The organism is Chryseobacterium sp. VD8, from assembly GCF_037149975.1.
In the GTDB taxonomy this organism is placed as follows: Bacteria; Bacteroidota; Bacteroidia; order Flavobacteriales; family Weeksellaceae; genus Chryseobacterium; species Chryseobacterium indicum.
The window spans coordinates 1-13,158 of sequence record NZ_JBBCQL010000122.1; the positions used below are offsets into that span (position 1 = coordinate 1).

Here is a 13,158-nt window from a genome sequence, read left to right on the forward strand (position 1 = left end):
ATTTTTTCCGCCTAACACATAAATCTTATTATCTTTTACGGGATTAGGAACGATCACAAGACTTTTTGACAAATCTACATCTGCAACTCCCATATAAGCACCCCAAATTAAAGCGACGAACTCAGGACGATCGATGTATGGATTTCTATTACCTTGGTAAGTGAATGCCGCATTATTTCTTGCTATCTCAAAAGGAGAAACAGGATCTAAATTATTCCACTCGAGTAATTGTTTTAATTCCCATGTCTGTAAGCCAGGGTAGGCTGTACTACCTAATATGTTTCCGCTGCTGAAACCTGATAGCTGCGTCTCGTATCTGGTTACAAAATATAATATCATTCTGGCAATATCACCTTTAAACTCATCAATTGGTTCAAAAACAGTCCCCGCATAACCTGCAGATACTGAACTTCCCAGTTTAGAACCGTTTAGTGATGTAAATGAGGTTGATCCTACTTTTCCAAAAGGATAATTTGATCGCATTCCGTTGACTTTTCCGTCAGTAGGTGTAACAAAATGGACATCAGATCTCATCGGTAAATTCTGATTAAATAAACTTTGCGGTACGACATGTTCTCGGTTGTAACAGTCTCCTTCAACACTATAATTTCCACATTGTTTGACTCCATGATTATAAATATATGGATCTGTTCCTGTCGGATTTTCAGAATACATATCCATTACAGTTCCATCATTTTCGTAGAAATAATCCCTATCTGTGCTTTGAAAAGCTGTCAGCAAATTGCCATAGCCATTATCTTGGTGGCCGTTGGTAATGATAGTTTTCAACTTTGACTTTAAAGAAGCTCCTGATAATCCCGCAGTGCCATCATAATAGTTTGACGGAGCCTGTCCATAAACAGAATTTAATACAAGGCTTACCAAAAGAGTTAGTACAAGTTTTTTCATTTTGATTTAAATAAAGGGTTAATATTATGGTTTAAAAAATTTGTTGATAATTTGTCATTTTCCGTCATTATGAGTGTGTGTTTTTTCCGAAGGATGCGAATGAATCTTAACATATTTGATATTAAAATTGTATACCTGATGAATTACCAAAAGGAGCATAAAAAGAAGCCAGCCAACAATAAAAAAAAGATCTTGAGAAGTAAGCCTGTGCTTACCTCTTCGAATAATTTTTCTTCTAAAACGTCGTTTAAATCCCATGTTCTAAATTAGAAGGTTATCTGATAATTAATCCCAAAAGTATTGCTATGACCATTCTTTTGATAAAGAGGGGCAAGCATAGAGACAGATTTTTTGTTTTTATTAGCTGATAAAAACATATTGATTTTCGGAAATAGCCAATAAGCTAATTCGGTTGAAAGTATTCCTACCCCAGCGCCCGCTACTACATCTGTTACCCAGTGTTTGTTATTAATAACTCTGTAAACACTTGTGAATATTGCAAATGGATATCCTGATAAACTGAGCCAATAATTACTGTCTCTATATTCTCTATACATAAACTGCGCTGTTGAAAAAGCAATTGCTGCATGCCCAGACGGAAAAGACATATTGTTGGATTTATCTGGGCGTTCTTCTCCAATTAAATATTTTGAAGGTATTACGATTGCTGTCGATATTAGCTGCGATGTTGCAAGAATAATTGTTCTTTCTCTTAAATTATGCTTGCCTTTCAAACCTGAAATATTAAATCCATAAACCATCACGGCAGGTATGAATTGGGTATAATTATCCAATGTAGAATTATGAAGATTATGGTCTTTTACTTCTTTTCGTACTCCTGCATCAAATTCTTTCATTTTAGGAATAGCGAAACTCATCGCTCCTATGGATATTAAACTTGTAGGGGCTATAAGTCTCTTATAACTAAAATTATTTTCAGGTTTTTGGACAGCAATCGTATCCCCAATTTTTTCACTTACTGTTAAGCTATCCTGTGCTAAAGCCAAATTGCATACTAGCATAAAAAAAAGAACTGGAATCTTATTTATAATATTGATTATCATTGCATTAATTGAAAAATTAGAGTAAATAGTTTTGTTGAATATTTTCAATAAACAACCTGTTCTCGGTTTGAGAACTTTATTTTAATTGATATTTGTTGGAACTTTTCTTAAGTGATTAGTGAAATTAGAATGCTATGTTATTTTTATTTGAAATTCATTCGTTGGATGCGTACAGCATTTAGAATTGCAATCAATGCAACACCTACATCTGCAAAAACAGCTTCCCACATTGTTGCCAATCCTCCGGCTCCAAGAATTAAAACAATTGCTTTGACCACAAATGCTAAAATGATGTTCTGCCAGACAATTCTTTTAGTTTTTTTGCCAATGTTAATAGCCATTGGTATTTTTGAAGGTTTATCATCTTGAATCACGACATCAGCAGTCTCAATGGTCGCATCACTCCCTAAGCCGCCCATGGCAATACCGACATCACTTAAAGCAACCACTGGGGCATCATTAACACCGTCACCAACAAATGCAACGCTCTCATTTTTGGATTTTATTTCTTTCACCTTGTTCACTTTATCCTCAGGAAGAAGGTCACCGAAAGCGTTGTCAATTCCTATTTGTTCTGCGACATATTTTACAACGCTTGTTTTGTCACCACTAAGCATTGTTGCCTTTACATTTAAATTATGTAACAGTTCTAAAGTTTTTTTAGCATCGTCTTTAATACTATCAGCGATAGTTATGTAGCCTGCAAATTTTTTATCATAAGCAATTGCAATAACGGTGTAAACAATTTTTGAAGGATCAACATCATATTGAATATTGAACTTATCCATAAGCTTGAAATTCCCTACGAGTATATCCTTACCGTTGATTACAGCTTTAAGACCATGACCTGCAATTTCCTCAGAATTCTCAACATTAATTGATGTATCCAAATCGCCAACATATTCGTGGATAGCAGTTGCCACAGGATGGGTACTCTTGCTCTCTACAACATTAACCATCTTAAGGATTTCATTTTTATCAAATTCTGATTTAATATCGACTTCCTGAACTTTAAATACTCCTTCCGTCATAGTACCGGTTTTATCCATCACAACATTTTTTATTTCGGCAATCTTATCTAGAAAATTACTGCCTTTAAATAAAATTCCGTTTCGACTTGCTGCACCAATACCTCCAAAATACCCTAAAGGAATTGAAATGACTAAAGCACAAGGACAAGAAATTACCAGAAAGATCAAAGCTCTGTATAACCAATCTCTAAAAATATAATTATCGACAAAAAAATATGGAATAAGACATATCAGTACTGCTAACACAACAACAATCGGAGTATAAACTCTTGCAAATCTTCTTATAAACAGCTCCGTAGGTGCCTTCTGCGCAGTCGCATTTTGAACCAATTCTAAAATCTTACTGAGTTTACTGTCCTCATAAGCTGTATTGATTTTTACCAAAGCAACACTATTCATATTAATCATCCCTGCAAGAACAGTCTCTCCTTTATTTTTTGTATCAGGTTTACTTTCGCCGGTTAGTGCTGCCGTATTAAAAGATGCTGAATCTGAAATAAGCTCTCCATCCAAAGCAAGTTTTTCTCCAGGTTTTAACTGTATGGTTTGCCCTATCTCTGCATTGGAAGCTTTAATAGTTTTTGTTTCGTTATTTTCAATAATTGTCACCTCATCCGGTCTTTGATCAAGAAGAGCTTTAATATTACTTTTTGCTCTTGTTACTGCTAGTGTTTGAAAAACTTCCCCTACAGCATAAAATAACATAACAGCTACACCTTCAGGATATTCACCAATTATAAAAGCTCCTATAGTTGCGATACTCATCAAAAAGAATTCAGAGAAAACATCACCATCCTTAATGCTTTCAAAAGCTTCTTTTAAAACAGGAAGCCCGACAGGGGCATAAGCTGCTGCATACCAAACAATACGAATCCAATCTTTAAACCAGTCTGGTTTAAAATAATTATCTAACGCAATTCCCAACAGAAGCAATAACAATGAAACTATTGCGGGAAGGAACATCTGAAAAGTACTCTTATCACTATTGTCATGATCGTGGTTATGTCCATCGTCATCGGAATGATGCTGTACTTCTTTCTTTACATTTGTTGAACAACAGCCATTATCCTCAACAATGAGTTTTTTGGCTCCTGCATCCTTATAAATCTTGCCTTCCTGAGGCGTACAGCAAAGCTGGTTACCTTGCTCATCGTAAGTGTGTTGATGTTTCATAGAAGTATATTTTAAGTGATTTTTAATTTTTTATTTTAAATTTTTACTTTGCTCCTTCTTTGCAATCCAGTTTTTATACCATTTGAATTTATTCAGGCTTAATACAAAAAGGGTGAGAACAGTTGCTAAAAATGACAATAAAAACATATTTAAGGCAAGAGCCGCTCCAATAGCTGACGCTGCCCATAGTGCTGTAGATGTTGTTAATCCCTGCATATTGCTTGATTTATCTTTTAATGCTAATCCAGCACTTATAAATCCAAGTCCTGCCGGAATTGCTGCAAGCATTCTGGCTATCGCTGATTTATCATCTGTAAGATGAGAGGCAACCGCAACAAAAAGACAAGATGCCAAGCAAAGAATAGCAAACGTTCGTATACCGGCATCTTTATGAGCTGCTTCTCTTTCATAACCTATAATGCTGCCGAATAATATAGATAGCAGCAATTTGCCTGAAAGAATAAGTTCAAATTTTATATCCATGTTGTATCTAACATTACTTGATTATTTTTGTTTCAAACCTTGATTTTTATAGAGATAATATGCAGTTTGATAATTTGCGACAGCCTTGTTAATATACTGATCAGAAAAAATCTTTGGTATCTGTTGATTTTGCGTTTTATTATATAAATAAGCTTCCACTTTCTGCTGAGGGCTCAATATCACAAGTTTATCGTTTTCCATATATCCCAACTTTTGATAGGTACTTACAAAAATTCTAGGAATATAATTGTCGCTCAAAACATTCTTACCATAAAGGTTACTTCTGTAGTTCCATCCCATTAAATCAAATAAAGTTGGATAAAGATCAATTTGTGAACACATTTTTTCAATTTTTAAAGAGTTTTGGTTCGGAAGATTTATAATCATTGCTGGGATATGATATTTGGAAATATCAATTTCATTTTTACCTGCGCTACTTGCGCAGTGATCAGCTACAATCACAAATACTGTATTTTTAAACCACGGCTTACTTCTAGCTTTTTTAAAGAATTGTCCGATAGCATAATCTGTATATTTTATTGCACCTTCCCTACCCGAACCGGATGGTATATCAATTTTGCCATCAGGATATGTAAACGGACGGTGATTGGAAGTGGTCATCACAAAATCATAAAAAGATTTTCCTTGTTTATATTTCTGGTCTGCCTGTTTAATCACTTGATTGTATAAATCTTCGTCACAAATCCCCCATGCATTTTCAAACGTAATTTCTTTCTGGTTGATCGGCGTCCTCAATGCCTGATAGTTTTCTTTTGCCAAAGGATTTCTCTTCTTATCTATAATATCATATCCGTTATTTCCAAAATATTTATTCATATTATCAAAATATCCATCTCCTCCATAAATAAATGTGTTATCGTAACCTTGTGCACTAAAAATTGAGCCTATAGTTGTAAGATGATCATTATCTTCTCTTCTGACAATACTGTTGCCTGGCGTTGGTGGGACAGCTAACGACAAAGCCTCCATTCCACGCACTGTTCTGGTTCCTGTAGCATACATTTGTGAGAATAAAATGCCACCGCCGGCTAAAGAATCTAAATTTGGAGTAAGCCCTTGTTTATTCCCGAAAGTACCCATAAAGTCCGCGCTGAAACTTTCCATTGTTATCATTATAACATTTGGCTTTATAAGATTTTGTTTGCTGGATATTTTTCGTTCTATAGAAAGGTTATTTGAGAAAAATCTTTGATTATCGTTCAAATCAGTTCTAACTATTTTAAAAGCGCTTTCGTTATCAATTAGTTTGTAAAAATGATCGTAATTGATTTCATTGTTTTTATAGGCGGAGAAAAACGAATAAATTCCTGCCTTAGAAATTTCATTTTGATAACGATTGACACTTTTATCTGCTAAACTATTACTGATAAACAAAGAGTATATTATGGTAAGGCAGAAAAATCCTAAAAAAACAATTAGTCTAACCGAAAATTTATGTTGTCCGTTAAATGAAAAAAAGAATATTTTGCTTTTGTAAAACAAAATAAATATTAAGGTCATAAGCAGAAGTATCGATGATATCAAAACGGGTAAAGGGTAAGACTCATTTATGTTATTAATAACTTCGTAAGTATATACCAAATAATCTACAGCAATAAAATTAAATCGGCTCTCAAACTCCTGCCAAAATGTAACCTCGGCAAAAAATGAAAATAAATGTATAAGAAGAAAAATAATAAAAGTGCTGTAGGTAATAATTTTATTGAATAAAGACCTTATGTATTTCTGAGGAAAAATCAATAGATAAAAACTGTATGGTAGCAGAAAGAATAATCCAACTCCAAAGTCAAACAAAAATCCCAGAAGAAAAATTTTCATTATAGGTAACAGAGATAAATCAGCCTTTTGAAAACTGACTGCTAAAAATCCAAATCGGAGAAGTAAAGACGATACCAGATAAAATAAAAAAGAATAAACCAGTAATGTGTAATTGCCCCAATAGTTTTGTTTTAATTTCATATATCTAAATATTTGAAATGATTAATTGCGTAAAAAAATACGTAAGTATGTAATTCATCTTGAATAGACCCAGATTTTTATAATTCATAGTCTATTTGATGTTTTAGAAATTTTCCCATTTACTTATTTCATCTATTAATGCAAGATGGCACAACTGCTATTATAGATGAACCTCCCCCTCTTGGTGCCCTTCAGTTTCAATTTGGAATGTAGTATGGCTAATTTTAAATTCAGAGGTGGCTTTATCTGACAAATTTTTCAAAAGTTTATTGAGATCTTCCTGATGGTCGGCTACTACGTGGGAACTCATCGCATTAACGCCGGAAGTCAATGACCAAACGTGGAGATCATGAAGTTTAATAACTCCTTTTACAGATTCCAAAGAATTTCTAAGCTCTTCTATATTGACATCTTTTGGAGTTCCTTCTAATAAAACATTCACAGCTTCTTTCAAGAGCTTCCAGGTTCTCGGAAATATTAATAACCCTATCACAGCGGAAATAAGGGGATCAGCATAATACCATCCTGTCGTCAACATAATAACTCCGGCAATCATTACTCCTACTGAGGTAAGCGCGTCAGAAAGAACCTCAAAGTAGGCACCCTTCATATTTAGGCTTTCACCTGAATCTTTTCTAATAATCATGATTCCGATAATATTCACCAGCAAGCCTATTCCGGCAACGATCATCATAGCTGTGCTCTGTACTTCAGGGGGATTTTTGAACCTTTGCCATGCTTCAAACAATACATATACAGAAATTCCCAACAGAACTACCGCATTGATTACTGCCGCCAGAATTTCTGTTCGGTAATAGCCGAATGTTTTCTGTGCATCGGCTTTTCTTTCACCAATTTTGATTGCTATAAAAGCAAGGAATAATCCGACCACATCAGTAAGCATATGAGCTGCATCGGCAAGTAGCGCAAGACTTTTAGTAGCTAAACCGCCAATAACTTCGGCAATCATATAAGTGCCACTTAAACATAAGACAATTAAAAGATTTCTTTTATGTTTTGCAGAAGCCGAAATATTTTTATTCTGATCGTTCATAACACTAAGATTTGTATTAGATTAAGCCTACATTTCATAATAGCTTGTACTCACTTCTTTAACTGGTACATTCTTCTCTCCGATCATTTGCAAAAGATTGATTTCAATTGTTTTTGCTAATGATGTCATTGGAGTATCTACCGGTGTATTTTCAAAGGGGTCCTGCATTATGATTGCTGTTTTCTCAATAGCTATAAAAATCACAGGTACAATAATTGTCGTGGCAATCTCAACACCAAGTTGTGAGTCTTCCAGTCCAAATGGCAGAAGAAATGCAAAAACGTAAATCAATGTATGCAGCAAAATGCTGTAGGCACGAGGGAAAACAGTATTTTTTAAACGCTCACATTTTCCCATACTGTCACAAAACCTGATGACCATATCGTTCATCTGTACCAATTTGTATTCAGATAAATTCTCCTGTTCTGCCAATTTCCTAAGGTGATCAGAATGTTTATCTAAAAGGGCATTGGGAATATTTAAAGCATTGATGTTTTGCGATTCTAAGTATTCTCTTACTCTTATTGAAAAAGGTACTTTTCTTAAACTTTCTCCTAAAGCATTCAGCCAGATGATATGTCGTTCTGCAAACTCAGATGTATCATTTTCTGAGTTAGGGAAAAATTGTTTTATTAATCTCATAAATGATCTTGAATCATTCACAATAGCGCCCCAAACGGTTCTTGCTTCCCACCATCTTTCATAAGATTGTGCAGTCCTGAATGCTAAAAGTAAAGAGACAGCAGTTCCTAAAAGTGCAGGAATACTCAATGGTATGGTAATTTTTTTCAAAAAATCAATGTCGTCTAAAAAGCCTATTAGAAAAGCAAAGCTGACAATCAAAACGATCTGAAATTTAATCTGTTTAACAAAATACCAAACCGAAATTCTTTTGTTTAAAAGCATAATTGAGGATTTTTTAATTATTGACTAAATTTATTTTGCAACATTGTTTTACGTTTTTTTATTACTTTTAAAATAATGTATAGAATCATAGTAAGAATACAGCCTACAATAAAAATCATATTATAATGCGTATGTCTTAGGATAATTTCTCCGGTAATTTCAAAAACAGTAAAAATCAGAAACATGGCAAAAAGTCCGTTTTTTTCTTTTAATAGAACTTTTTTTAAACTGAAGCTAAGATGAGTATTTCTGAAAAGGTATAAATTCGGTATAAAAACCGGTACTTTATCAGCCCACTTAGTATATTGCTCTCCAAATTTTCTTTCTAAAAATTGCTCTTCAGCAAAAACAATCCTTTCATAATAGACCCAATAAAAAAACACAAATGAAATTACAAACCACAGATTTTCAGTAAACATCGCAAGCCCAAGCCACATAAAAAAATTACCTAAGTACAATGGATTTCTGGTTGTACTGTAAATACCTGTAGTGTTTAATTCATCTGCAACCTGCCCTGCTTTTGTATTTCTTCCTGAAGTATTATGCGGAGTAAAACCAACAGTATACACTCTTATAATCAAACCTAAAATGCTTACAGCTAAACAAAGCATCTCAAAGAAAAGTGAACAATCATTATCGTTTTTCAGCAAAACATTTTGGATAAAAACTCCTAAGCCAAGCGCCAGAACGATAATCGGCAAAAAACTTCTGTATCTGAACAGCCAATTTCCCTGGGTTTCTAATTCTTGTTTTAAAGGCATAACTAATATTTTTAAAATCAAGTGAAATCAAGATAGGATTTCACTTGATTATTGATTAATTAATGTCCGTGGTCTCCTGCATTAGAAAGCTTAGCATTCACGAAGAATGCGCCTTTTACCACAATTTTTGCATCAGGTGCAATTGCACTCACAGGCGTAATCGCTGTGTAACCCATATCTGAAGTCCCTTTTACCACTTCAATTTTTTCAAAATTCATTTTCTTAGCCTGCTCCTTTGCATGGTTTCCTGCTTCGGTTTCATTTTTGTGACCGTGTTCCGCCTCTCCTTCATCATGCCCGTGACCATGATCGTCATCTCCTTTTTCTTCAGCGTGCTCTTCCACTTTTTTAGAAGTTTGTACAAATACATAGAATTTACCATCGGCTTCTACAATAGCTTCATTTGGAACGGCGGGAGTTTGTGAATTTCCAAGGCTTACATTTCCTGTAATATTCATTCCGTCAATCAAGCCAGCTTTGTTCCCGGTAACCATTGCATGAACTGAAATCGTTTTACTTTCATTTTCAAAAGATGATCCGATGCTGTACACTTTTGCATTAAAGGTTTCTTCCGGATTGTTGGTGAGCTTAAACTGCACAATCTGACCAACTTTCATTTTGGGAAGATCTCTTTCAAAGACTTGTAAATCCAAATGAATTGAGCTGTTATCGATGATCTCCAAAACCGGTGACGATACATCAACATAACTTCCTATCTGTGCATTAATCGTACTAACTGTTCCGCTGATTGGCGATGTAATGACCAAGCCTGATCTTAGGTTTCCATTGCTTACTTTCCCAGGACTGATTCCCATTAGCTGTAATTGTCTTTGTAACGATGATCTCTGGGTTCTTAAACTTTTTAGCTCCGCATCAGAACTTTGCAGATTCTTTTTTGCTCCGGCATCATTGTCAAAAAGCTCCTTTTGCCTTCTGAATTCCTGCTCTGCATAAGTTATTCTGCTGTTAATAGTCAGATATTGTTCCTGTAACTGAATGTATTCAGGGTTACTGATTGTAGCAATAACCTGTCCCTGTCTTACATAATCTCCTATCTGAACGGTTAATGTCTTAATGACACCTCCATACAGTGAAGTGACCGTTGCCTTTCTGTTATTGGGTACACGAAGAACACCATTTGCCTTAATAGTTGAGGCTAAATCTTTCATTTCTAAAGTTCCAAGACTGATTCCTACAGATTTCATCTGTTCTTCAGTCAGTTCCGCAATAGTTTGCGGAGCTTCTTCGTGACTTTCTTCTGCCTGTTCTGTTTTTGGTTTCTCTTCTCCTTCTGCCGGAGCATCTTTTTTTCCACAGCTGACCGCTAGAATAGAAATTAAGGCTAGAGATACAATGCTATATTTGATTTTCATTTGTCTATTTATTGATGATTGAATTAATGATAACTACAGATTCGTTGACCTGTTGAATAGATTCCAGGTATTTAAGCTGAATATTGGTGGAAGTCTGCAGTGCAAAAAGATATTCTACATAAGAAATTTCTCCTGTTTTATAACCTAATTGTCCTGCTTTGGCAATTTTCTCAGCATTTGGAATCGCTTGATTAACGTAGTAGTCATACTGATTAACATTTTGCTGATATTGATTAAATGCATTTTGCAATTGCGCTTCAAGCTGCTTTTGCTGGAATTTTGCATTTGATTCTGCCATTTGTCTCTGATATTCATAAGACTGGATTCTTGCTTTCGTAGCTCCAAATGTCAAAGGAATAGAAACACCAATTGTTGCCGAATGAAACCTGTTTCCTCCATTGAAATACTGATCCATCCCGTTGATGGTTTGAAATCCTATCAATGACTGATTAGTATATCCGATGGTAAAGTCAGGAAGTCCCAAAGATTTTTCAACTTTCTTATTTTTTTCCGCAATCTGCATTTCCTGATAAAAAGCTTTTACGGTAGGATGCTGTGCAATGGCACTGCTGTCTAAAACATATTGTGCTTGTAGCGGATGATAGTTCTGATCAAATGGAACTGAAATATCCTCTTCAATATTTAGCAATGTTTTTAAATTTTTATAGGCATTGGTAAGATAAACCTCATTCTGTTTAAGCAATAAGTTGATTTCCCCTCTCTGTGTTTCAGCTGTATTGATTTCAATTTTTTTAATATCTCCGGCTTTAAACCTAACCGTTGCAACTCTGATAAAGTCATTGTATAAACTATCCAGATTGCTAAGCTTGGATTTATTAAATTGTAAATACTCAATTTGATAATAATACGTTCGAACCTGTTTCGCTAATTCATTCATAGAAACTTCCCTGTTGATTTGCTTTCCTTTAATCTGTTCCGCAATCAACTCTTTTCTTGCTTTGAACAAAGTTGGAAATGGAATCGTTTGGGAGATCGAAAATGATTGGTCAAATTTCTTAGAGTTATACTGCCCCAATTGAGCATCCACATTCATTTTCGGGAGCTCTTTGGACGTTGGAATCAATGCCTGTGTAGCTTTAATATCCAGATCTCTCGATCGGATTGATTGATTATTCTCAATAGCAGTACGTGTAGCTTCTTCGACTGTTATGGTTCTTCCCTGTTGTGCACTAAAAGTCTGTCCTAAAAATAAAAATCCTAAAACCACAATGGCGGTTACCGATTTGTTATTGATCTTTTTTAAATTAATCTTGGTATTAAAAATAATATACAACATTGGTAAGACAAATAATGTTAAGAAAGTCGCCGTAACCAAACCTCCGATAACAACTGTCGCCAAAGGTTTTTGCACTTCAGCTCCTGCACCTGTAGAAATAGCCATCGGTAAAAATCCTAATGAAGCTACTGTTGCAGTCATTAAAACAGGTCTTAATCTTGTTTTTGTACCTTCCATTACTCTTTTCAGAATATTGGTCTCGCCTTCCTTTTCCAATTGATTAAATGTTCCAATCAATACAATTCCATTCAAAACGGCAACACCAAATAAAGCAATAAAGCCAATTCCGGCACTGATACTGAATGGCATATCTCTCAATAATAATGCGAATACACCACCAATCGCACTCATAGGAATAGCCGTAAAAATTAAAGTGGCTTGCTTAAATGAATTAAATGTAAAATAAAGCAGCATAAAGATTAAGAATAGCGATACTGGAACTGCAATCATTAATCTCTTACTTGCTGCCTGAAGATTCTCAAATTGACCTCCATAGGTAAAATAATATCCTGCAGGAAGTTTTACTTCTTTATCGAGCTTTGATTGTATGTCCTTAACTACACTTTCAACATCACGGTCTTTCACATTGAAACCTATTACAATCCTTCTTTTTCCCGCTTCGCGGCTGATTTGGGCAGGCCCTAATTTGTAACTAATATTAGCAACCTGGGCGAGTGGAATTTGCGTTCCAGAGGCAGTAGAAATCATTAGATTACTAACATCGTCAATATTTGTTCTGTGTAAACTGTCTAATCTTACAACCAGATCGAACCTCCTTTCATTTTCAAAAACCTGACCTGCTGATTTACCTGCAAAAGCTGTACTTACTGCATTATTAACGTCTTCAATGTTTAATCCGTAATTGGCCATTCTGGTTCTGTCATACTCTACGTTAATCTGAGGGAGTCCGCTTACACGCTCAATTTGGGGAGATGTAGAACCTTTAACAGACTGTATTACCTTAGCAGTCTTATCAGCATAAATTGCCAGAGAATCTAAGTTTTCACCAAAAATTTTAACTGCAACATCTTGTCTAATACCTGTCATTAACTCATTGAAACGCATTTCGATAGGTTGGTTCTTTTCAAAGAAAACTCCAGGAATCACTTCTAATTTCTCTGAGATTT

Annotated in this window: 10 protein-coding genes; all 10 read right to left on the reverse strand. The window is 34.9% G+C overall.

Annotated features, from left to right (window positions below):
• On the reverse strand, positions 1 to 909 hold a 909-nt coding region (locus WFK35_RS13635), incomplete at its 3' end, for an HNH endonuclease signature motif containing protein (RefSeq protein WP_336733038.1).
• Positions 910 to 1,175: 266 nt separating this feature from the next.
• Positions 1,176 to 1,916, reverse strand: coding sequence for a phosphatase PAP2 family protein (locus WFK35_RS13640; RefSeq protein WP_228457505.1), 741 nt, complete (start codon positions 1,914 to 1,916; stop codon positions 1,176 to 1,178).
• A gap of 200 nt (positions 1,917 to 2,116) precedes the next feature.
• Positions 2,117 to 4,177 (reverse strand): heavy metal translocating P-type ATPase, encoded by a 2,061-nt coding sequence (locus tag WFK35_RS13645; protein ID WP_002977380.1) that lies wholly within the window; start codon positions 4,175 to 4,177, stop codon positions 2,117 to 2,119.
• Between the two features lie 30 nt (positions 4,178 to 4,207).
• Positions 4,208 to 4,660, reverse strand: a complete 453-nt coding sequence (locus WFK35_RS13650; protein ID WP_002977378.1) for an MgtC/SapB family protein — start codon at positions 4,658 to 4,660, stop codon at positions 4,208 to 4,210.
• A 21-nt stretch (positions 4,661 to 4,681) separates the two neighbouring features.
• Positions 4,682 to 6,640: an LTA synthase family protein gene (locus WFK35_RS13655; RefSeq protein WP_002977376.1), complete on the reverse strand. Its 1,959-nt coding sequence runs from the start codon at positions 6,638 to 6,640 to the stop codon at positions 4,682 to 4,684.
• 160 nt (positions 6,641 to 6,800) lie between these two features.
• Entirely contained in the window at positions 6,801 to 7,694 is an 894-nt protein-coding gene (locus tag WFK35_RS13660; RefSeq protein ID WP_002977374.1) for a cation diffusion facilitator family transporter, read from the reverse strand.
• Between the two features lie 27 nt (positions 7,695 to 7,721).
• Complete coding sequence (locus WFK35_RS13665) at positions 7,722 to 8,600, reverse strand: bestrophin family protein (RefSeq protein ID WP_002977372.1); 879 nt, start codon at positions 8,598 to 8,600, stop codon at positions 7,722 to 7,724.
• A 17-nt stretch (positions 8,601 to 8,617) separates the two neighbouring features.
• Entirely contained in the window at positions 8,618 to 9,382 is a 765-nt protein-coding gene (locus tag WFK35_RS13670; RefSeq protein ID WP_228370503.1) for a methyltransferase family protein, read from the reverse strand.
• A 38-nt stretch (positions 9,383 to 9,420) separates the two neighbouring features.
• Positions 9,421 to 10,734, reverse strand: a complete 1,314-nt coding sequence (locus WFK35_RS13675; RefSeq protein ID WP_002977368.1) for an efflux RND transporter periplasmic adaptor subunit — start codon at positions 10,732 to 10,734, stop codon at positions 9,421 to 9,423.
• Between the two features lie 4 nt (positions 10,735 to 10,738).
• Positions 10,739 to 13,158 (reverse strand): efflux RND transporter permease subunit (locus tag WFK35_RS13680; RefSeq protein ID WP_336733039.1); only part of this gene is annotated, 2,420 nt, incomplete at its 5' end.